Origin of the sequence: Corynebacterium zhongnanshanii (assembly GCF_014490575.1) — a bacterium.
GTDB classification, from domain to species: Bacteria; Actinomycetota; Actinomycetes; order Mycobacteriales; family Mycobacteriaceae; genus Corynebacterium; species Corynebacterium zhongnanshanii.
Genome location: NZ_CP061033.1, coordinates 1617772 through 1640318, shown reverse-complemented (window position 1 = coordinate 1640318; position 22547 = coordinate 1617772). Strand labels below are relative to the sequence as shown.

The following is a 22547-nucleotide window of genomic DNA, read 5'->3' as shown; positions in this document are numbered from 1 at the left end:
CGGCGGTCAGCGCGGGCCTCTCTACCTGCGTGTTCGATTTTTTAACGTCCGTTGTGGGGGACGATGTAGGACGAAGGTGCCACAATAGTGGACATGACTGACGGACAACAGCGCAACCGCACGGACGGACCGCCTCAGCTGCAGCTTGAAGAGCCCACGCGGGAGGCCGTGGAGCATGAGTACGCGGGGCTTCCCCTGGCTTTAGTGACTAATGATCCTTCACTGCAGTGGGAGACTCCCGCGGTGGTCCTGGGAGGACCCGGCACGGGCAAGTCCTCGCTGCTGGTGGACATCGCGGTGCAGCATGTCCGCGATGGGGGGAAGGCTGAAGAGATCATGTTTGTCGCCCCGTCGAAGGAAGCCGCTGCGGCGTTGCGGGAGGCGATCTTCCAGCGGGTTGTGGATCAGGAGGCTTATGCCACCACGGGCGCGTTGGTACGGTCGGTACACTCCTGGGCATTCGCTGTGCTGCGCGCCATTCGCATTGCCGAAGGGAAGGCTGCGCCGCGTCTGATCACGGGTGCGGAGCATGACATTCATGTCAGGACTCTGCTGCGAGGCTCTGTCGAGGACGGTGCCGTGAGTCAGTGGCCCGAGTATGTCCGGCCTGCCTTGAGCATGGTGGGCTTTGCCCGGAACCTGCGCGACCTCCTGCTGCGCGCGGCGGAACGCGGCGTGGGCAGCGCGGAGCTGAAGGATCTGGGGGAGCAACACGGTGTGCCGATGTGGTCGGGCGCGGGCGCGTTTCTCGAACAATACGAGGCCGTGCAGCGCCTGGCGGGCAATGACAACCTCAACGCCTCGGAGCTGCTTCACCAGGTACTGGCCGCGATGGACACTCCCACAGGTCGACGGATCCATGAGGATCTCCGTCACCACGTGCGCCTGGTGTTGGTGGATGATGCGCACAACCTGGACCCGGCGTCGGCACAATTCATCGAATCCTTCGCGGCGCCGGGCATGAGAACGATCATCGCCGGGGACCCCGATCAGTGCGTCTTCCACTTCCGAGGCGCCGATGAGGCCTTTCTGAATCAGCAGGTGGCGCGCAGTACCACTGTTGTGGAGCTCAGCCGTTCCTTCCGCATCACGTCCGACGTGGCGGAGGCGGTGAACGCGCTGCGCGATCATCTGCCCACGCAACGCGCGCGCGTTGAGCTCCGGGGACGGGACGCGACCGATCCAGGAGTGCAGGTGCTGGCTAGCTCCACGGAGACTGCCCAGCGCCTGCACGTGACGAATACTGTGCGCCGGGCGCACACAGAGCGCGGTGTGGAGTGGAAGGACATCGCCGTCATTGTGCGCGCCACCAGCGATATCGCGCCGTTGCGTCGAACGCTCATGAGCTATGGCGTGCCTGTGAAGATTGACTCCACCTCCATGGTGCTCGCCCAGCAGCCCCTCGTGACCATGCTGCTGCTGGCGATGGAATCTACCGTGAGAACCCTCACCCCGGGGGAAACGCAGACCCTGGTGGAGTCCGCGGTGGGCGGCGCGGACCCTGTCATGGTCCGCCGCGTCCAGCGCAACATTCATGCAGCTATGCGTGCGCACGGGAGAACCGCGGACAACGCGTGGCTCTACCTCAGTGAATTGCTGCAGGACCCGCGGGCGGAACGTAACGCGTGGATGATGGAGTTCATCGGGCCACGTGAGCATGACATCATTGAGCGCATCTCCGCGGTCATGATGGCAGGGGCCGAGTCGCGCCGGGCTGGAGACAGCGTGGAAATGACATTGTGGAAGATCTGGCAAGCCACCGAGCTATCCACGCGACTGCAGTGGCGAGCGCTGCGCGGGGGAACGGGAGGAGCCCAGGCCGACGAGGACCTGGACGCCGTCATGAACCTGTTCGACATGGCCGGAGACTTCGTGGAACGCAACCCGCAGGCCTCCGTGGCGACGTTCGTGGAGGAAGTGCGCGCCCAAGAACTTCCGACGGCTGGCCGCGACCGCCGAGGGGCCGAGGGCAACGCGCTGGAGATCCTGCCAGCCCACGCCGCGGCGGGCCGCGAGTGGGAAGAGGTCGTGATCGCCGGGGTGCAGGAAGACCACTGGCCGGCAGGCCCCACCGTGGGAGGATTGTTCTACCAGCAGGAACTGGTGGACCTGAAGGATCATGGGGTGGACCCACGTCAGCCCCATTCCCGCATTGCGGAGGCCGTCCAGGAGGAACGCCGTTTGTTCCTGCTGGCATTGAGCCGAGCGCGCTCGCGAACCACCATCACCACCATCAAGTCTGCCCACGATGCCCCACAGGTTCCGTCGCGATTCCTCGTGGAGATCGGTGTGCTCAACCACGATGACGTGGATGGGGACGAGCCACTGCAGGTGGGAGAGACCGTCAGCACGGATGTGCCGCGGATTCTGGCGCTGGATCCACTGATCGCAGAGCTGCGGGACGCGGTGGGGGACGAGTCTCGAGATCTCGCCGAGCGCCGCGCTGCCGCACGCAACCTTCAGCGCCTGGCGGACGCAGGCGTGGATGGCGCGGACGCGGCACAGTGGTGGGGAGTGCGCCCGCCGTCCACCACGGAACGGATCGTGGATCAGGGGCCTGACGGGCCAGAGATCACCTTGAGCCCGTCACGGTTGGAGAGGATTGATGGGTGCGAGCTGTCCGCATTCCTGAGTGCACACGGGGCCGTGGCGCCCACTACCATGCACATGCGCATCGGAAACATCATCCATGCCATCGCCGAACACATCGCGGGTGGCCTGAGCCTGGAGGACGCGCAGCTGACCATGCGTACCATGCTGCCGCAGGTCATCGACGGACCACAGTGGATGAAGGACCGTTATGTCGAGGAATGGATGGAAGGAATCGAACGCCTTCATAAGTGGATCAACTCGGTGTGCGCGGAAGCTGAGCGCGTGGAAACGGAACTGAGCCTGCGGACACATGTCGGTCACACCAGTAGCGGCATCAGCGTACACCTGGTGGGACGTGCAGACCTGGTGACGCACACATCGGAGTCCACGGTGAAGGTTTACGACTACAAAACCGCTAGCAGCCTCCCCTCGGTCAAGGACGCTGAAGTGAGCAAACAGCTCATGGCGTATCAGTTCATCCTGTCCTCTAACTCTGTGCTCACCCCTGCAGGAGCTGCGCTGGTGTTCCCCTTTGACGACAGTAGTAAAAGCATGACGGTGCGCAACCAGGCGGAGAAAACGCCGGAACAATTGCAGGAGTTTTCCAATGACCTGCTGAACCTTGCCGAACACTCCGCCGGCCCCAGCTACTCAGCACAGGTAGGGCCAGCCTGCAGCAACTGCGACTTTGCAACCCTGTGCCCTGCACAATCCGAAGGGAAGATGGTGATCTAAATGCGTGACATTTCACCCCTCGAACTCTCACAGAAGCTCAACCAACAGTTCCCGCCCACCGAACACCAGGCGGCCGTCATTGGCGCGCCGGGTACGGGGGCGATGCTGGTGGTTGCCGGAGCCGGTGCCGGAAAGACCGAAACCATGGCGGCACGCGTGGTATGGCTCGTCGCCAATGGATACGTCCGGCCTGAGCAGGTGCTGGGCCTCACCTTCACGCGCAAGGCCGCCGCTGAGTTGGGAAAGCGCATTCGAAGCCGCCTGCAAACACTGGCGCGCAGCAGCTTCATGCAGGACCTGCCAGCCGATGACCCACGGCACGAGATCCTGAAGAACATTTCGCCCGCGGTATCCACCTATGACGCCTATGCGGGCGACATCGTCCGAGAGTACGGCCTTCTGGCTCCCGTGGAACCCAGTGCCCGCGTGATCACGGATGCCGAGCGGTGGATGATTACTCGCGATGTCCTGAATGAGTGGAGGGAGCCACTACCCGGCCGCAACATGGGAACCATGATTAAGGACATCCACCAACTCAGTGATGAATTGGATAACCACCTCGTTGATATTCACGAGGCTGCAGAGGAAACCCGTGCGGCCATTGACAACCTGGTGAACCTGGACTCATCGAAGAAGGACAAGCCGGAGTACTTCAGCGGTGACAATCAGAAGTTCCTTAAGGCCCAGGAGAAACGCTTGGCGATTCTTCCCCTGGTGGAGGCCTGCCGGCGCAGGCTCACGGAGCTCAACGTGATGACCTTCGGTCAGCAGATGTCCTTGGCGGCGCGCGTGGTGGAGAACAACACCATCGTGGGGGAGGAACAACGCCGGCGCTTTCGCGTCATCATGCTGGACGAATATCAAGATACGGGGCACGCGCAGAGAATCCTGCTGCGCAACCTGTTTGGCAATGGGCTCGATGAACAGTTGTCCGTGACCGCTGTGGGTGACCCCATGCAATCGATCTACATGTTCCGTGGCGCGACCGCATCCAACTTGGAGAAGTTCCGTGAGGACTTCCCCGATGCACAAGGGGGGCCGGCACAGAAGCTGGAGCTCACCACCAGCTGGCGTAATCCCAAGGGAGTGCTGGACCTGGCCAACGTGACGTCGAGCTGGTCGATGGAAGATGGGGGACGCACGCGTCTGGTGTCTGCGCTCCAGCCTCGGGACGGTGCGGACGAGGGCGATATTCACCTGGCGTTTTTCGACGAACGAGAACAGGAGTTGGAGTGGCTGGCGGATAACCTCGAGCGCCAGTGGAAGGACAGGGCGGCGGCCGGACACGGTGCGGCAGAGCGCTCCTTCAGTGCCGCGGTACTGGTGACGAAGAATCGGGACGCCGTGCCGATCTACACCAAGCTGGTGGAACGTGGCGTGCCCGCCGAAATGACTGCTGGAGTGGGGCTGCTGTATATCCCCGAGGTTGCGGATGTCTTTGCCACGCTGCGCGTCCTGGTGGACCCGGAAGACGACGTGGCCATGTTGAGGATTCTCACCAGCCCACGGTGGAACATCGGAGCAGCCGATATCCGTGCGTTGCAGCGCCGGGCTAAGCAACTCCACAGGCACGCCAACGCGCAGGGGCTGGGACAGCACGCGGACAACGGCACGGACGACGAAGAGATCCCTGACGAACTACGTCACCTGCCTGAATCCCTGGTGCAGGAGGTCATTCATCACGTACCCGACCCCACGGAATCAGGAGTGTGCCTGGCGGACGCTTTGGCTGATCTTGGGCAGGCCACGGAGTTTGGTATGTCGCAGGAAGGCGCGACGCGCCTGACGGAGCTGGCCGCTGAATTGAGGGAGCTTCGGCAGTACTCCCTGCCCAAGTCACTCGTGGACCTCGTGACAGATGTGGAGCAGTCTCTGGGTGTGCGCACCGAGGTGCTGACCAGGTGGCATTCCGACCGGGAGACCTCCATTGGAACAAGCCACCTGGACCACTTTGCGGACATCGTCCGCAGTTTCTCTGAGGTGACCTCTGGGAACGCGTCCGATCTGGTGAGCTACCTGCTGGCCGCCCGCGACGAAGAGGGTGGACTGGAACCTGGGGAAGTGCAGAAGAAAAGCGATACCGTACAGATTCTCACCATCCACAAGGCCAAGGGCTTGGAGTGGGACATCGTTGCAGTACCCCACGCTGAGCGCGCCAACTTCGGTGACGCGGAGAAGCGCCCCTCGGTCAGTACCTGGGTGTCTCAGGCCTCCCGCATCCCCTCCAGCCTCCGTGGGGATGCCACCCCTGATCCCCGTATGGAGACCATGCCGGTGCTGTTGGAAGAAAACGAAGGGAAAAACGGGCAGCGTACCCGGGCACATCACAACAAGGATGTTGTGCAGTTCAAACAAGCCGTGGGCTGCTTCGAGGCTAAAGAGCGGGACCGCCTGTTTTACGTGGGCATCACACGTACGGAACGGGTGCTGTATGTCTCGGGTGCCGCCTACGGCCCTAACGACACCGGCTCTGACCCCTCTGTCGCCATGACCTTGCTGCGTAACCACCTTGCCGCGAAGCACGGTGTCCCCACCGGGGAAGAGGGGCTGGGAAGCTTCGAGCAGGTGCCGGAGATTGATCACTGGTCGTCGCTGGGCGGAGTGGTGAGTGCTTCGGCGATCAAGGCTTACGAGAAGGAGCAGGTGCACTCCCGAGAAACCGAACTCATGTGGCCCTCTGATGCGCTCAACGAATACCGCAAAGACTATCAGGAGAGGAGGAAAGAAGGACTGCTGGGTCCGGAGCCCGAGGGGTCGGTGGAAGAGTTGACGTGGCCGCGCCCGGCGTCGGAGAAAAGGATCAACGCCGCGGCCTTCTACGAGCAGGTCACCCGCAGCCCTCAGGAATCACAGGGTACAGATACAGGCGCGGACACGGATCAGATCCGTGCGTGGAACAGCGAGACGGACCTGCTCATCGAGGAGTTCCAACAGTCCGCCCGCACCACGGTGTCTATCCCTCTGGATATTCGCTTGACCGCCACAGAAGCGGTGGCGCTCAAGCGCGACCCGGAGGAGTTCGCCCGCAGGCGCCGCCGGCCGGTTCCGATGGAGCCGCAGCCTTACGCCAAGCGGGGAACGGCCTTCCACACGTGGTTGGAGAATTACTACGGCACCACCAGTCTGCTCGATGAGGACCAGCTGCCCGGGGCGGCCGATGCCACGCTCAATGATCCGGAGCTGGAGAAACTCAAAGAGGCTTTCCTGCGCTCGGAATGGAAGGACCGCACGCCACACGCGGTGGAGGGCGCCTACTCGGTCACGCTGGCAGGCCACGTGTACGAAGGTCGGATCGACGCCATCTTCAAGGATGGGGAGGATCCCACCACCGGTTGGATGGTCGTGGACTGGAAGACGGGTCGCAAACCCACGGCAGAGAACATGGCTGCGGCGGTCACACAGCTGGCGGTCTACCGGCTGGCGTGGGCGAAGGTGCTGAGCGCCCAGCTGGGCGTGACGGTGGACCCGGAGAATGTCCGCGCGGCGTTCCACTATGTGCGCACCAACGAGACCTTCGAGCCGGAGTACCTGCCCACCGCCGACGAGCTGCACGAGCACCTGAACTTCACCTCTGTCCTGCGGGAGAAGTAACATGAGCCACGCACCCATACCTGCAACCGCCACTACCTGTCACGAGGACTCGGAGATCTGATGAGGGATAGCTTAAGGAACCGCTTCCGGGTGGATCCTGAGATGGACTCGCTGCCGCCGCATGCGCTGCTGAGTATCGTCCGGATTCCGGATACCGTGGCCCAGAGTCCGTGGTGGTTGATCGCACGCCGATTCTTCTATGCGCTGATTCTGCTGTTCGCGACGGCCGGTATCGCGTATTGGGATCGTGCGGGCTACTCGGGGCTGTACACGTTTGTGGACGCCACGTACTATGCAGCAGTATCGCTATCTACTACGGGTTATGGTGATATTGCGCCGATCTCTCAACACGCGCGCCTCATCAACATCTTGGTCATCACACCGATGCGCATTGTGTTCCTGATCCTTCTGGTCGGAACCACGCTGAGCGTGTTGACGGAAGAATCTCGGAAAACGCTGCAACTACGCCGCTGGAGGAAGCACTTGCGTAATCACACCATTGTTGTTGGCTACGGCACGAAGGGCCGTTCGGCCATTGCCGCGCTGCTTGCAGACGGCGTCTCCCCGTCGCAGATCGTTGTGATCGACGTGGACCGCGACATGCTGGATCACGCCAGCGCCCAGGGCCTGGTGACGGTCCAGGGTTCCGCCACCCGTTCCGATGTCCTGAAGCTGGCTGGCGTGACCCGTGCCCGCGCCGTGGTTGTTGCCCCGAATCAGGACGACGCCGCCGTGCTGATTACATTGTCCGTTCGAGAGATTGCCCCGTCGGCCACCATCGTCGCCAGCGTGCGCGAATCCGATAACTCCCACCTGCTGCGCCAGTCGGGTGCGGACTCTGTGGTGGTGTCCTCGGAGACCGCAGGCCGCCTGATGGGCTTGGCGACGGTCACCCCGTCCGTGACGGAAATGATGGAGGACCTGTTGAGTCCCGACGAGGGCTTCTCGATCGCGGAGCGCCTGGTTGTGGAAGAAGAGGTGGGAGCCAACCCGCGTGTGCTGGAGGACGTGGTGCTCGGCGTGGTGCGTTCCGGTGAGCTGTACCGCATTGATGCGGCAGAGGCGGAGGCCATCGAGCCGGGTGACCGTATCCTGTATGTCCGTTCCAACACGGGACCAGAGGAGATTTTGTCCTAGTGCTACAACTGGATCCCGAACAGCTTCAGGCAGTGACCGCCCCGCGTGGGCCGGTGTGCATTATCGCAGGTGCGGGTACCGGTAAAACTCGCACGATCACCCATCGCATTGCCCACCTTGTGGAGGGCGGCTTTGTGAACCCAGATCACGTGCTGGCGGTGACGTTTACCAAGCGTGCCGCGTCCGAGCTTCGTGAGCGCCTGACGTTGATGAACGTGCCGAAGGTGCAGGCGAAGACGTTCCACTCGGCCACCATGCGACAACTGCAGTATTTCTGGCCGGCTTACGCGGGGGATGTGCAGTGGCGTTTAGAGAACTCCACGTATCGGCTCGTCCACGCGGCGGCGCGGAAGGTGGGCGTGGAGCCGTCCACGGAAACGGTGAAGGACCTCAATGAGGAGATCTCCTGGGCGAAATCGAGCCTGATTGTGCCGGAGGACTACCCTCGCCACGTGGTGCCTCAGCGCAGGGATTGCCCGGTGGAACCGGAGCGTTTCGTGAAGGTGTTTCGCGCATATGAGCAGTTCAAGGTCACGGACCAGGGTATTATCTGTGACTTCAATGATCTGCTGCTCCACATGACCGGGGCGATTGAGTCCCATCCGGGGATCGCCCAGGAGTTTCGGGAACGCTATCGCACGTTCGTGGTGGACGAGTATCAGGACGTCACGCCCCTTCAGCAGCGCCTGTTGGACGCGTGGTTGGGCGATCGGGACGACCTGACAGTGGTGGGGGACGCCAACCAGACCATCTATAGCTTCAATGGTGCGAGCCCTGAGTTCTTGTTGGACTTTTCCCGGAAGTACCCGGAGGCCACGGTGGTGCGCCTGCACCGCGACTATCGTTCCACACCGAATGTGGTCGGCTTGGCCAATAGAGTGATCGAGAAGGCATCCGGCAGGGCTGCGGGCACCCGCCTGGAGTTGGAGGGGCAGCGCCCGCCAGGTCCAGATCCGGAGTTCACGGAATACACGGACGACGCCGCCGAGGCCGAAGGCGTGGCGCAGCGTATCCAGGCGCTGATCAGCAAGGGCGTGGATCCAGGCTCCATCGCAGTGCTGTACCGCGTCAATGACCAATCCGCTGCGCTGGAATACGCGCTGGACCAGGCGGGGATTGGTTACGAGGTCAAAGGCGGGGAGGGCTTCTTTCAGCGCACGGAGATCAAGGAGGCGATGCGTGCTCTCACGCGCGCGGCGCAGCGTTTCCAGCCCGAGTACCATGACATCCTTCCCGCGGTGCAGCATGCATTGCAGCCGCTGGGCCTGGGCACGCAGGAACCGTCCGGGGCGCAGGAGCGGCGTCGGTGGAACTCGCTGAATGCGCTGTACCTGTTGGTTCGTGACATCATTCAGGAATCGACGACGGAGCTATCCTTTGCGACGGTGGTCTCCATGCTGAGGGAGCGCGCTGAGTCCAAGAATCCGCCGAAGGTCCAGGGAGTGACCCTGTCCAGCATTCACACGGCGAAGGGCTTGGAATGGGATGCTGTGTTCCTGATCGGGCTTGTGGAGGGCATGCTGCCGATTCGTTACGCTCTGAAGGGCAAGAAGAGTGAAGAGGCGATCGAAGAGGAGCGGCGCCTGTTCTACGTGGGTGTCACTCGAGCTCGTGAGCACCTGTACCTCTCGTGGGCCTCGGCGCGGGCTGCCGGTGGGAAGGCCAATCGTCGGCGTACCCGTTTCCTGGATGGTCTTGTCCCGGGGGAGCAGAGTGAATCTGGGGAGCGTTCGGCCCGTGGGAGGTCGGCTCATGGCACGAAGGGAGCCCCGAAGAACGCGTGCACGGTGTGCGGCACTCGTCTGGCCACCCCCGAGTTTAAGATTCTGGGGCGGTGCGGGGAGCACGTCAGCGAGCTGGATCATGTGCTGGTGACGGAGCTGCGCCACTGGCGTACCAGTGTGGCGTCGGACCGTGGAGTGCCTGCGTATGTGGTGTTCACGGATGCCACGCTGAAGGCCATCGCCCAGACCCTACCCAGCACCCGGGAGGAACTGGTGGGCGTACCGGGGATTGGCCCGGTGAAGGTGGAGGAGTTCGGCGACGACGTGCTCGCCATCGTCGATAACTTCAGCTAGGTCGTCAGCTAGATCGTCATCGAAGGCTTCAGCTCACGTGACGCACGCGTCGAACGGCACCATCCATGCGGGCGATGCTGCACACGGGGCAGGCGGGTTGGTAGGTGTCCACCGTGGTTTCCTCGTGAACGTCGAAGCTGCCGATGGTGATGACCCGGCGGTGGGTTACGGAGCGCGGAACGGCGGGGGCGTCTTCCGGCGTTCCGTTGTTCCACGCGGCACGATGCTGCATGGCCCAGGGGGCTAACTCATCGCGGACCAGGGTGGCGATGGCCAGGGCTGCGAAGTCAAGGTCGTAGCGATCACGGTGCGCGGGCTTAGCGCTGGCCTGAACCCGCATCGCATTCCACTGGGCATCCCCGGCGGTGTAGAGGCTATCGAAGCAGGTCAGGCATGGCGTGACCCCGGGAATGATAAGCGGCCCCATAACCAGCTTCCCGTCCACCAGGCCATGAGGGAAGTGAGCGATGCGGTGGGTCATGAGCGCGTAGTGGATGTCGTTGGGAACGAAGATCTCACCCCCGGTCAGCACCAGGCTGTTGCCGGCGATGGACGGATCGTCAATGAGGCGGTGGGGAATCCCCATGCGATCCAGTGCCTGGACGGTGTGCTTGGAGGATGCACCATTTTCCAACACATAGGTGGGCGTGTATCGGCGCGAGTGCGCCAACAGTACGCGGGCCTGCAGGAGCTCTTTAATGACCTCTTCCGCAAAGCCCTGCTGGAGCCCGCAGTGCCCAAGCCCTTTGACCAGGTCCTCGGCGCTGATGGGCTGCCGGGCCAGGCCAAACACCTGGGCCACCTGCCCCAAGGTGACGTCCTGCGGGAGAGGAAGGATGACGGCATGCTGTGGCAGCACCCCGAATTGGATGCCCGTGCGGGGACGCAGGAGCATGGTGACAGAAGCAGGCATGAAAATAGTCGGCACGAAGATCCCCCGAAATTGGTGCAGTGTCTTTTCGTACCGACTGTAGCAAGTGCCGAGCTGAGGAGCTAGGAGTCCTTCGGGTTCTCTGCGCCGTCGCCGTCGGCCCCGCCGTCGTTGTCGCCGTCGGAGTCCTCCTGTTGCTTGCGGAGCTCCTCCTCCAGCTTCTCGATCTCGGAGATGGGGTTGAAGTCCTTCAGATCATCGGAGTCCAGCGTGACGTGGCCAATGAACGCAGAAGGATTATCCAGATCCGAGGTGACGGGCAGGAAGTCCGGGTGATCCCACACCGCGTCGCGTTTCTCCGCTCCCACAGCTTGGTGGAGCTTGCGCCACAGTTCGGCGGCCTCATCGGCGCGTGGCGCGTTGAAGCTAATGCCCATTGCGCTGGTCATCGCATCCATCATCGGATTCTCATTCTGACGGAAGGACGACCACGCGGCACCAATCAGAGCAGCCTGGGGGAAGCGTTCGGCCAAGGCGTTGCCAACCACGAAGTCCACCCAACCCTCAACCAGGGACAGGCTGGTCTCCAGGCGCTCGCGCGCGTGATCGTTGGAGGACACAACCTTTGGAGACATGTCCTCACCCTGCAGGGAGTTCATCATCTCCTGGATCTTGGAAGGATCGTTGAGCATCTCCGGATTGAAATTGCGAGTGGCTTCCTCAATGCCCGAATAATCGAGGGTCAGTCCCGCCGCGAACTCCTCTACATCCAGGATCAGGCGCTCCCGCAGCCACGGGACGTGCTTAAACAGGCGGTGATGCGCCGCCTCACGAGCCGCGAGGTACACGAGCGCTTCCTGGCGCTCGCAGCCCAGCTTCTTCGCCATGTCCTCCAAATGGTAGGTGGCAATCGCGGCAGTGTTGCCCTCGGCCAGCGGGACGCCCCATTGGGTGGACGTGACCACAGTCTTCGCCATCTCACCCAAGGTGCCGCCCAGCTGCATGCCGAAGTTCATGCCATTGATCTGCTTCATCATGCCGGACATCGGGCCCATCTGCTCGCGCATCTCCTCGGGAACCCCACCCATCGCAGCATCGCCCAGCTTGTCTGCCAGGGGAGTGATAATCCGCTTCCACGTGGCGAAGGTCTCCTCCAGCCACTGCTCTGGGCCGAATGCCACGGAGCTTGTCGCCCCAGCGGGAAGGACCGTCGCCTCATCCAGCCACAACTCCACCAGACGAATGGATTCCGCCACCGCCTGCGAGTCCTGCTGGGTGGGGCGCTTCGCGCGGCCGATGTGCTGACGCGCGATCCTTTCCGCAAGGCTGTAATTGACGGGGCCTTGGGCGTCGGGGGAATTCATATCGGTGCCGAAGCCAGACAGCATGGCCCCGAACTGATTCAGGAAGTCGCCAAGGTTGCCCCCGCCGGGGTTGTTCTTGCGGCGCCCATCATCGGAGTTGTCATCGTCTGGACCCCAGAAACCAAAGCCAAAGTTGTACATGTCCTCCACCGTACAGATGAAAACAGGCCAGGTGGCTGTGCCCCGAAGATATTTTGTGTGCCCACAGCGAACAGTGGCATAGCTCGGGTGGGCTGGTAGGGTTTTTGAGGTGAACTTGTGGAATCGACGAAACCGCACCGTCATCGTAGGCGCGCTACCAGTCGTGGTTCTGTTGTCCCTCCTTGGCCTGCCCAAAGTGCCCGGAACGGATATCGACCTGACTGTGCCCTACGCAGCCGAAGGGAAAGGGCCTACCTTTAACACCTTGGGCGAGGTAGACGGCAAAGAAGTGGTGGAAATTAAGGGAGCCGAGGTGGACAAGACCTCCGGCAACCTGAACATGACCACCGTGGCGGTGCGCACCCACATGACCCTGGCCCAAGCCCTGACGCGCTGGGCGACCACGGACGACACGATGGTGCCGCTGGAAAACATCTTCCCCACGGGGGTGTCCCAGGAGGAAGTGGAGGAGCGCAACGCTGTGGCGTTTACGTCCTCGGCCTCTAACGCCACCATCAGCGCCATGAATTACCTGAACAAGCCCATTGAATCCGTGGTGGTGGACGTCACCCCAGACTCACCCGCGGATAAGGCCCTGAAAGTCAATGACATCGTGACGGCCGTGGATGACGAGAAGGTTGCCACCCCGTCCGACCTGGCCGAGATCATCCAGCACAAGAATCCGGGCGATACCGTCACCCTGACTGTCACCCGCCAGGCCAAGGACGAACGTATCCCCGTGACCCTGGGCGAGCGGAAGGTCGACGGTGATGCGGTGACGTTTTTGGGTGTGACGACGCTGGCTCAACCTGCCGGGGACATCACGGTGAACTATAACCTCAGTGATGTGGGCGGCCCCTCTGCGGGACTGATGTTCTCGCTGGCCGTGGTGGATAAGCTGTCCCCGGGGGAACTCACGGGCGGGAAGTTCGTGGCCGGCACGGGAACCATCAGCGCGGATGGTTCGGTGGGGCCGATCGGTGGCATTACCCACAAGATTGCCGCGGCCAAGGAGGCCGGTGCGGAGGTGTTCCTGGTGCCCGAGGGCAATTGCACCGAGGCCATGACCGCGAAGAATAAGCCCACGCTACTGAAGGTGGATAGCCTGGATACTGCGGTGAAGCAGCTGAAGGACTACGCGGCTGGCAAGGATGTGCAGACCTGCGGATAGGGGGTGTGCTCCTGGTTTAGGGGCTGGGCTTCCTAGTCCTCGAAGGTCGCGCGAAGCGTCGCGATGACGCCCGGGGCGATGTCTTCGCCACCCAGAAGTTGCGGCTTATCTTGCGCGAAAGGATCCGCGTCCAGCTCCTCCTCGGTGGGGCGTAGCTGGATGAGGGTGCGCTCAGCGCCGTCCTGCTGCGGGCCGGACAAGATTCCGGAATACAGTCGGGCGGCGCGAGGCTCGGCGTCGGTCCCCTCGGCAGTATTCACAAAGGTGATTTCTTGAGCGAGGATCGCACCCACCACCTGCTCAGGCCAACGGATCGTGGCAATGAACTCGCCGAGTTCCTCCGAGCCCGGGCGGATGTGCTCCGGGAGGTCCTCCTGAACAACCAGGGCGAGCGGGTTTTCCTGGGCGTCCGCATCCACAACATCGGCGATGAATGCGTGCGGGACCAGGGCAAACAGGGTGGCGGGGCGGTCCCACCCCTCGGCGTGCACAAAGTCCACCGCTTCCCTTAGGGCAGCGTTGAGGATGCGGTCGTCGTGGAGGTCCAGATCGGCGGTGTGATCGGAGGTGTGATCGGAGGAGTGGGGGGAATCAGATGAGGAAGGTGCCATGAGCTCATATTGTACGTAAGCTGGCTTCAATAGCATTGTGTAGAGGAGCCCGAGAAGCGTTGAGTATCCCGAATTTTGGTTCTAGTTCCCGCTCGAAGTCCCCCGGCAAGGGGGCATCCCTGACAGGCCGCCTCATCGGAATTGGTGCCGGTGTGGCTGTTGTCTTCTTTTTCATCGTCCCCATTTTTGTGGGCATGTACACGGATTTCGCGTGGTTTAGAAGCGTGGACTACCAGGGCGTGTTTGTGAATGTCCTGCTGGTCCGCGTGGCCATGTTTGTTGTCTTTGGTTTGGTTGCCGCTGTGCTGACATGGCTGGCCATCTTTGTGGCGTATCGAGCCCGTCCGGATGAATTCCAGCAGATGGGCAGCAGCTCGCCGCTTCAGGAATTGCGCCCGCTTATTAAGAAGAATTTGCGGCCATTCCTTGTGGGCATTCCCTTCGCTGTGGGTGCCGTAGCCGGAATAATTGCCCAGAGCAATTGGCGCACGGTGCTGCTGTTTTTAAATGGTAGCGAGTTCGGTCAGACGGACGCCCAATTCAACAAGGATCTGGGTTTCTACGCCTTCAACCTCCCGATGCTGACCCTGATTGTCACCTCCCTGTCTTTCATCCTGGTGGTGGCTTTTCTTCTGAATCTGATCACGCATTATTTTTTGGGTTCGATCACCACGGGTAATGCCCGGGTGGGGGAGAAGGCACACGTCTCCGATGTGGCGTTGCGCCAGCTTGCCGTGATTGCGGGTGCGTGGATGCTAGTGAAGGCACTGGATTATTGGTTCGCGCGTTACGAATTGCTGAATAGTTCCAATGCTACGTTTACGGGTGCTGGCTACACGGATATTAATGCTGTGCTTCCGGCAAAGATCGCCCTGTTGGTGATTTCCATTTTCGTGGCGGCGATGTTCTTCGGCACGATTGTTCTGAAGGACCTGCGTATTCCTGCCCTGGCAGTGGCCTTGATGGTGGGATCCGTGGTGACTCTGTCTGTGGGTTGGCCGGCGGTGCTGGAGCAATTCTCCGTGAACCCGAACCGTGCGGAAAAGGAAAGGGATTACATTGCCCGGAATATCGAAGCCACCCGTTTCGCCTATAACCTGGGCGACGACCATGTGACGTACGAACGTAATTGGGGAGCCGACGCCAAGCCTCACGATGACAAGGTGGACAATAACACCTTGAACAATATTCGCCTGCTGGATCCGCAGGTCCTAAGCCCAACGTTCACGCAGCAGCAACAGCTGAAGAATTTCTACGGTTTCCCCGACAAGCTGGCTATTGACCGCTATGACGTCGATGGGGAAATGCGCGATTTCGTGGTGGCTGCCCGCGAGCTCGACCCCAATGCGTTGGATGGCAACCAGCAGGATTGGATTAACCGCCACACGGTCTATACCCATGGAAATGGTCTGATTGCGGCTCCGGCGAACAAGGTCGATGAGGTGGCTCGCGATGTGGGTAGTGCCCGTGGTGGATACCCGGTGTACACCGTGGCGGATTTGCAGTCTTTGGAGTCGAAGAATCAGGGCGGCGAGCTGAAGCTGGATCTGAAGCAGCCGCGCATTTACTTCGGTCCGCTCATTGCGTCCAATGATGCGCCTAACGCGGATTACGCGATTGTGGGTAATCAGTCTGCCTCTACTCCTCAGGAGTACGACACGGATGCCAATAACTACACCTACACCGGAAACGGTGGTGTGGATGTGTCCAATTACTTCAACCGGTTGATGTTCTCTGCGCATTTCCAGTCCATGAATATGCTGCTGACGGACCGCATTGGTGAGGGATCGCGCATCCTGCACGAGCGTGATCCTCGCGAGCGAGTCCACAAGGTTGCTCCGTGGCTGACCACGGATTCCACCACCTACCCCGTGGTCCTTGACGGGCGCATTAAGTGGGTCGTGGATGGCTACACCACGTTGGACAATCTCCCATACTCCGAGCGCACGTCCCTGACGGACACCACGGCGGATGCCTTGAACCCAGAGGGCGTGAATCAGAATCAGATTGTGACCAACGATGTGTCCTACATCCGCAATTCGGTGAAGGCCGTGGTGGATTCCTACGACGGTTCCGTGGACCTGTACCAGTTTGATGAGAAGGATCCTGTCCTGAAGGCCTGGATGGGCGCTTTCCCGGATGTGGTGAAGCCTAAGGCGGAGATCAGTGAGGATCTGAATAATCACCTTCGCTACCCGTCGGACATTTTCAAGGTGCAGCGTGAACTGATTGCGAAGTACCACGTGTCCGATCCGGGTATCTTCTTCCAGAACGACTCCTTCTGGTCTGTGCCTACCGACCCGACGGCCGAGGAGCGGCGCCAGAACTTGCCGCAGCCTCCGTACTACGTGGTTGCTGCCGACCCGGAGACGAAGAAGTCTAGCTTCCAGCTGATCACCCCGTTCCGTGGTCTGTCCCGTCAGTTCCTGGCTGCGCACATGTCTGTGTCTTCCGATCCGGAAACCTACGGGCAGATTCACATTCGAGCGCTGCCAACGAGTACCCAGACGCAGGGCCCTGCACAGGCTCAAGACACCATGATGTCCTCTGACGAGATCGCTCGAGAGCGCACGCTGTTGAAGGGCTCCAATGAGCTGATCAACGGTAATCTGCTGACCCTGCCTATCGGTGACGGCAAGATCCTGTACGTGGAGCCGGTGTATTCCAAGCGTGCCGGCCAGGACTCTGCATTCCCGAAGCTGCTGCGTGTGCTGGTGAGCTACAACAACCAGGTGGGCTACGCGCCAACCATTGCTGAGGCCTTGGAACAGGTGGGACTGGATGCTTCTGCGGTGCAGGACCTCAAGGAAGTTGACGGCTCCGTGGTGAGTGGTTCGTCCCAGAGTGACTCCGAGAAGTCGGAGGAGAAGAAGAACGAATCCGGTCAGCAGAGTGAGGCTCAGAAGAACAACTCGCAGGGATCTGGTTCAGCCTCTCAGGCGTCTAAGAAGGTCCGTGACGCGATGGACAAGGTGAACCGTACGCGCGAGAGCGGAAGCTTTGAGGAGTTCGGTAAGGCCTTGGATGAGTTGGATAAGGCAGTGAGTGAGCTCCAGTCTGGCCAATAAGATCGTAATTACCGGTGCGTGAAACCGCCTGTGCGCAGGCGATTTCACTTCTCGGGTGAGATGCGTTAGAGTAGTGGAGTCGCTGACACAGACAATAGTTTGAGTCACGCACCCGACGCGGGGTGGAGCAGCTCGGTAGCTCGCTGGGCTCATAACCCAGAGGTCGTAGGTTCGAATCCTGCCCCCGCTACAAAGGAAAACCCCTGACCAGTAGAAATACTGGTCAGGGGTTCTTCATTTTTCCACCGCACATCGCGGTTGGGACTCACGGTGGGAGTCTAGCCCGCCTAACCCGCTCTACATCGGTCTAGCCTCCTGGTGCATAGGTAACTGCCCACAAGCACTAGGAGGCACAGGGCGGCGACGGTGAGCGAGGCGACAGCCGGGGAGGAAGCTTTCGACACAGCGGGGGTGAGGCCAGCGGTGAGTGAATAGCCGATTCCTCCTGCTGCATAGAGGTAGGAAAAGGCGGTGGCCTGTTGGCTTTTCGGCACTTTGTCCGCGATGATCTGCTGCCTGAAGATCATGGCAGGGGCCTGTGCAATTCCCAGAATGGCAGCAATGACTAGGAGGCTGGAGTAGGAGTAGGTAAGTCCCGTAATACCCAGAACCACAACCACCAGTAATGTACACGCGGACGCCTTGTGTTCTTTGCGCTTCCAGCGTGACTTTATCCCAAGTAGTGCCGACGCCACGACGCTGGCACCAGCCAGGACGGCCAGCACCCATCCGGCGCGTGAGTCCGTTCTTTCCCATTCGGTGAGCAGAATGGGAACCAACGTATCGAAGGAGGCCGTGACGGCCATAATTATTGCCGAGGCAACAACCGGGATAATGACAAGAGTGAACTGAGGTTTAGCGGTTGCGCCGCTTGATTGTTCGTAACCGTCTGCAATGGCTTTCGGGGTGGTGATCATGGACATGGTCAAGAAAGCTCCCAGTAAGCAGAATCCCGCGGTGGTTCCACAACTATGCACCATGGCCACGCCTAGAACTGGGCCAATGACCCAGCTGCTTTGATTGATCACGTTATCCAGGCTCATGGCGCGATCTGGGTTCCTGGAGAACTGGCTTATCGAAGAGCGAAGAACTCCAGGAATCGGAGCCGAGAGAGCACCGGTGAGGAACACCAAAAATGGGATTGCCGCCAGGTAGGACGTTCCACCAAGTGCCAAGAAACTGCACAGGAACAGCAAAGACGCACACAGTGCACAACCTTGCATGAGACGCATTTTCACCTTGTGCTGGGAAAACAAGGGAGTAAGGAAAATGGCTCCTACGGATTCCCCGATTGCGTAGGCGCCGGAGGCAACCCCACCGAGGATATAAGAACCACCGGCTGCTGAAATGCCTACGATGCTGACCATCGGCAGCGAGGTCACGGTTAGACGCGTGAGGATGGTCGACAGTAACCACGCCACGAAGGGGGCATTAGATGTCGATAGACGCATTGGAGTGTCCTAGGTTGTGTTCCGCTTGCGTAGATGGGAGGCGGTTATATCATAAGGTTCTTTCCAATCCTCGCCTCGCAACTTTTTAACGTGTGGGTAGGACTTTACGGGTGGCGAGTAGGCTGATTGAGATTTGGGAACAAACCGGGATTCGGGCATCGTCAACAGACTCAGACGGTGTCAGTCTGTCTGTAACTGCAATCCAACGCTCGGAGCAGCCCTGCTCCAGAGCTTGGATCAATGTCTAGGCAGCAGGGTTACTCAGGAATCGCTCTAAAGCCAGACGCATAATATGACTTGCTGATGTGCCAGTCTCTGCTGCGTATCTATCGAGTGCGTCATTGAGATCATGGGGTAGTCTTACCTGCCTGCGTGGCGATGCTCCGTTGCCCATGGGGTTGGCATTGAGTGAAGGGCGGCCAGCTCTGGCGAATTCTTGTTCGATAGTGTCGGATTCTTCTGTGCGATATTCGAGCCCTCGTGTCTGCACGGCATCCTCCACCGCGGCTACTGCTGCATCTGACTCAGCCCAAGCTGATAGATCGTCAAAGTCGGTGCGGTCGGTCATTGTTTAGTTCTCCTTGTTGCATAGGGCTTTGATCTTGTCGCGAGCTTTCACGCAATGAAAAATCACGATTTCATGGTTCGGCTGGACAGTGAACATTACTTCAATTTCTGTGAAGTGTCCCAGGTTTCGTTCCGTGTAAGTAGATAGAAAATCTGGACCAGATCGAAGAAGTCTGACAAGGAGGCCAAGGAGTTGGCTGTATGGGCTGGGTTTCTTCGGCGTGCAGTGCTACTCGATGAGTGTGTGAGAGAGATCCTCTAGCCGTATCACCCCGTGACTTAGCTAGGCGTGCTAGCCGGGCCGGTGACGTTGCGGCACAGCCGACCTAGAAGAAAAATGTTCGCCCATATCGCCAGATTTTGGCCGAAATCTGGCGATATGGGCGAACAATTTGTGAGTGGAGGGGGCCTTAGCTTTGCTCAGCCGGGTTCTCTACAGGCACCTTCCGCGCATCGGGTCTCCGGCAGATCGCAACGTAGATCGCGCCGGTGATGTTGTGGACCACTGCGGCAATAGCTCCCGGCAGGGCGGCTTCGGGGCTGAAGAACTTGGCGGACATACCGGAGGACAGGCCGGCCGATTGAGTTCCCACCTCGATGGCTAGGGTTCGCTTGCTGGCAACAGGCATGCTGACGAGCTTTCCAACGAAGTATCCCAGCACGTAGCCCAGGATGTTGTGAATTACCACCGCGGCAATAGCAATGCCTCCCACGATTGCTAGGCTGTGCGCGTTCTTGGCCACCGCGCCGAAGACCACGCCGCCAATGCCGAAAATAGATACCCAGGGCAAGATCGGCAGAATCTTATTGATGAAGGAATCTGCCACCACGCGGATCACAAGGCCACCCACCACTGGAAGCAGAACGGTTTGGCACAGGGTCCAGGTCATTCCCCAGGCGTTGATTTCCGTGTGCGTGTCCGCCAGGAACAGCATCAGTAGGGGCGTGACGATGGGGGACACCAGGGTGGACACACTGGTCATTGCCACAGAGAAGGCAACGTCGCCACGGGCAAGGTAGGCAATCACATTGGAGGACGTGCCTCCCGGCACGGATCCCAGCATCAGCAGACCGACCGCGAGGGCGGGGTTAAGGTTCAGTGCGTTGGCTACGAGGATCGCCAGCAGCGGCATGATCGTGAACTGTGCCAGCACGCCTAAGAGGATCGCTAGCGGGCGCTTTGCGACCTGCTGGAAATCGGGGATCGTGAGTGTCAATCCCATTCCGAACATGATGATCATCAGGAAGTACGTGATGAGGTCTGTGAGCGGAAGGAATGGGGTAGGGAAGAGGAACGCCAGGGCGGAGCCGATCAGGATGAAGGCGGGGAAGGCTAATACCTCAAACATCGCTGTGAACTTTGACTGTTCAGCGGTGTGTGATTCTGGGGACATGGGACGCTCCTGCATCACGGGACGGATCTGTGGTCTTCACGAGCTCGCGGGTTCGTGCGCGCACGACATGCTCACGCACGCACGCGCTTCTGCACGCCTCCGCGCACGCTTCTCCACGCGCACTCGCGAACTGCTGGCGAGATTCTAGCCCGCAGCCGCAGCCCTCAAGTAATCCTTGACCCTCTCGAAGGTTCTTTACCCCTATTGAGGTGAGTAAAACAATAGAGCGCTGCCTGCAGCATCGAGATTTGGTGAACAGAAAGTGAACTCTTGGTGACTAACTGCTAACCATTAGCATTACGAGTGGTGACTGAGTAGGGGCTATGCTGGCAAGGGGGTAAAGACCCCCTCTGTTTGTGCAGTTCAGCATATCTTTTTGGGGATGTTGTGTGATAGCGTTGTTGGTTATAACGTGAGTATTGCGAGGGAATCTTGCGCCTGCAAGTTCACACACCGTTAGACTGCATTTCTTGATTCATCCCAGGGCTTCACTCCCTAGAAAGGTGTTCGGTCGTGACAGCGACTTTACTCATCTTGGCCATTGTCGTGGTTACCGCCTTGGCGTTCGACTTCACGAATGGTTTTCACGATACGGCCAACGCCATGGCGACCTCCATCGCCACGGGCGCCCTGAAGCCTTTCACTGCAGTGGCACTGTCCGCAGTGTTGAACCTGATCGGTGCCTTTTTGTCCGTGCATGTTGCCGCGACGGTGGCCAAGGGCATTGTGAACTTGGATTCTTATGACTTATCTTCCGGCGCCAACGGCGTTCCCCTGGACGGCCAGGCACTGCTGTTGGTGGTGTTCACGGGCCTGATCGGTGGCATTATCTGGAACCTCTTCACGTGGCTTCTGGGCATGCCGTCCTCCTCGTCCCATGCGTTGTTCGGTGGCCTTATCGGTGCCGCGTTGGCCGCCATGGGCACTGCGGGTGTGGCGTGGTCGTCGATCGTTGGCAAGATTCTGATTCCTGCCGTGGCGTCTCCGATCATTGCCGCGCTCGTCTCGGCCACGGGCACCTTCGTGGTGTACTGGATCAGCAACACGATTCCCAGCAAGGTCAAGAACGAGCACTTCCGTCACGGACAGATTGCCACCGCGTCTTTGGTCTCCCTGGCTCACGGCGCCGGCGACGCTCAGAAGACCATGGGCGTGATCTTCCTCGCCTTGGTGGCCGCCGGTGAGGCAAACGCCGCCGAACGTATCCCCACCTGGGTCATCGTGGCCTGTGCCGTGGCGATTGCGTTGGGAACCTTGTCCGGTGGTTGGCGCGTGATCCGTACCCTGGGCAAGGGTTTGGTGGAGATCGAATCGCCTCAGGGAATGGCAGCCGAGGCGTCGTCGGCGGCAATCATCTTGACCTCCGCGGCGGGCGGCATGGCCCTGTCCACCACGCACGTATCCACGGGTTCGATTCTGGGTACGGGTCTGGGCAAGCGCGGCGCCGAGGTTCGTTGGGGCGTGGCGATGCGCATGGCCGCAGCGTGGCTGATTACCATTCCGTGCGCGGCGATCGTGGGCTTCCTGTCCTGGTGGCTGGCCACGGGCGTGACGAGCGTGTCCTCCATCACCGTGGGCGTGGTTGTGGACTTCATTTTGTTGATCGCCATGGCCGCCCTGATCTTCTTCCGTTCCCGCGTGAACCCCATCGACGCCAGCAACGTCAACGAGCAATGGGATGCCGACGCCGAAAGCGTCGATTCCTCCATCCGCCGCGCCGAACCCGCCGTTGCTGGTCCTGTGGCCCAGAAGCATTAATGCGGACAGCGCTAGTAC

Annotated in this window: 13 protein-coding genes and 1 tRNA gene; 8 read left to right on the top strand and 6 right to left on the bottom strand. The window is 60.4% G+C overall.

Features of this window, described 5'->3' with window-relative positions; genetic code table 11:
- Positions 1–93: 93 nt before the first annotated feature.
- From IAU67_RS07285 to IAU67_RS07270, 4 genes are read left to right on the top strand one after another with little or no spacing between them, the layout of a single operon-like run.
- Positions 94–3327 (top strand): ATP-dependent DNA helicase, encoded by a 3234-nt coding sequence (locus IAU67_RS07285; RefSeq protein ID WP_151842018.1) that lies wholly within the window; start codon positions 94–96, stop codon positions 3325–3327.
- Positions 3328–6918 (top strand): ATP-dependent helicase, encoded by a 3591-nt coding sequence (locus tag IAU67_RS07280; RefSeq protein ID WP_151842017.1) that lies wholly within the window; start codon positions 3328–3330, stop codon positions 6916–6918.
- 60 nt (positions 6919–6978) lie between these two features.
- A complete protein-coding gene (locus IAU67_RS07275; protein ID WP_151842016.1) occupies positions 6979–8055 on the top strand; it encodes a potassium channel family protein in 1077 nt (358 codons plus the stop codon).
- On the top strand, positions 8055–10133 hold the full coding sequence (locus IAU67_RS07270) for an ATP-dependent DNA helicase UvrD2 (RefSeq protein ID WP_151842015.1): 2079 nt from the start codon (positions 8055–8057) through the stop codon (positions 10131–10133). The genes IAU67_RS07275 and IAU67_RS07270 overlap by 1 nt, the downstream gene beginning before the upstream one ends.
- 28 nt (positions 10134–10161) lie before the next feature.
- Here IAU67_RS07270 and IAU67_RS07265 read toward each other — a convergent pair whose 3' ends face one another.
- Positions 10162–11046 (bottom strand): hypothetical protein, encoded by an 885-nt coding sequence (locus IAU67_RS07265; RefSeq protein WP_151842014.1) that lies wholly within the window; start codon positions 11044–11046, stop codon positions 10162–10164.
- Positions 11047–11126: 80 nt separating this feature from the next.
- The gene (locus tag IAU67_RS07260) at positions 11127–12509 is read right to left on the bottom strand and encodes a zinc-dependent metalloprotease (RefSeq protein ID WP_151842013.1); all 1383 of its coding nucleotides are present in this window, start codon (positions 12507–12509) and stop codon (positions 11127–11129) included.
- Positions 12510–12618: 109 nt separating this feature from the next.
- Between IAU67_RS07260 and IAU67_RS07255 the strand changes: the two genes are divergently transcribed.
- Complete coding sequence (locus IAU67_RS07255; RefSeq protein ID WP_151842012.1) at positions 12619–13680, top strand: YlbL family protein; 1062 nt, start codon at positions 12619–12621, stop codon at positions 13678–13680.
- Positions 13681–13712: 32 nt separating this feature from the next.
- Here IAU67_RS07255 and IAU67_RS07250 read toward each other — a convergent pair whose 3' ends face one another.
- Complete coding sequence (locus IAU67_RS07250) at positions 13713–14291, bottom strand: PPA1309 family protein (RefSeq protein ID WP_151842011.1); 579 nt, start codon at positions 14289–14291, stop codon at positions 13713–13715.
- A 119-nt stretch (positions 14292–14410) separates the two neighbouring features.
- Between IAU67_RS07250 and IAU67_RS07245 the strand changes: the two genes are divergently transcribed.
- Together IAU67_RS07245 and IAU67_RS07240 are read left to right on the top strand one after the other, a co-directional pair.
- On the top strand, positions 14411–17359 hold the full coding sequence (locus tag IAU67_RS07245; RefSeq protein ID WP_225723517.1) for a UPF0182 family protein: 2949 nt from the start codon (positions 14411–14413) through the stop codon (positions 17357–17359).
- Positions 17360–17475: 116 nt separating this feature from the next.
- Positions 17476–17549: transfer RNA gene (locus IAU67_RS07240), tRNA-Met, on the top strand.
- Between the two features lie 97 nt (positions 17550–17646).
- On the opposite strand, the gene IAU67_RS07235 is transcribed toward IAU67_RS07240, so the two are convergent.
- The 3 genes from IAU67_RS07235 to IAU67_RS07225 all read right to left on the bottom strand — a co-directional run bounded on the left by IAU67_RS07235 (position 17647) and on the right by IAU67_RS07225 (position 20771).
- A complete protein-coding gene (locus IAU67_RS07235; RefSeq protein ID WP_151842009.1) occupies positions 17647–18810 on the bottom strand; it encodes an MFS transporter in 1164 nt (387 codons plus the stop codon).
- 244 nt (positions 18811–19054) lie between these two features.
- A complete protein-coding gene (locus IAU67_RS07230) occupies positions 19055–19378 on the bottom strand; it encodes a ribbon-helix-helix protein, CopG family (protein ID WP_151842008.1) in 324 nt (107 codons plus the stop codon).
- 409 nt (positions 19379–19787) lie between these two features.
- Positions 19788–20771 (bottom strand): bile acid:sodium symporter family protein, encoded by a 984-nt coding sequence (locus IAU67_RS07225; RefSeq protein WP_151842007.1) that lies wholly within the window; start codon positions 20769–20771, stop codon positions 19788–19790.
- Between the two features lie 513 nt (positions 20772–21284).
- Between IAU67_RS07225 and IAU67_RS07220 the strand changes: the two genes are divergently transcribed.
- Positions 21285–22529 carry an inorganic phosphate transporter gene (locus IAU67_RS07220; RefSeq protein ID WP_151842006.1) on the top strand — a complete coding sequence of 415 codons (1245 nt, stop codon included), beginning with the start codon at positions 21285–21287 and terminating at the stop codon, positions 22527–22529.
- Positions 22530–22547: the final 18 nt, after the last annotated feature.

Coding starts and splice junctions, on each gene's coding strand:
- IAU67_RS07260 (WP_151842013.1), bottom strand. CDS start 12,509: ATGTACAACTTTGGCTTTGGTTTCTGGGGTCCAGACGATGACAACTCC.
- IAU67_RS07285 (WP_151842018.1), top strand. CDS start 94: ATGACTGACGGACAACAGCGCAACCGCACGGACGGACCGCCTCAGCTG.
- IAU67_RS07225 (WP_151842007.1), bottom strand. CDS start 20,771: ATGTCCCCAGAATCACACACCGCTGAACAGTCAAAGTTCACAGCGATG.
- IAU67_RS07250 (WP_151842011.1), bottom strand. CDS start 14,291: ATGGCACCTTCCTCATCTGATTCCCCCCACTCCTCCGATCACACCTCC.
- IAU67_RS07230 (WP_151842008.1), bottom strand. CDS start 19,378: ATGACCGACCGCACCGACTTTGACGATCTATCAGCTTGGGCTGAGTCA.
- IAU67_RS07275 (WP_151842016.1), top strand. CDS start 6,979: ATGAGGGATAGCTTAAGGAACCGCTTCCGGGTGGATCCTGAGATGGAC.
- IAU67_RS07280 (WP_151842017.1), top strand. CDS start 3,328: ATGCGTGACATTTCACCCCTCGAACTCTCACAGAAGCTCAACCAACAG.
- IAU67_RS07235 (WP_151842009.1), bottom strand. CDS start 18,810: ATGCGTCTATCGACATCTAATGCCCCCTTCGTGGCGTGGTTACTGTCG.
- IAU67_RS07265 (WP_151842014.1), bottom strand. CDS start 11,046: ATGCCTGCTTCTGTCACCATGCTCCTGCGTCCCCGCACGGGCATCCAA.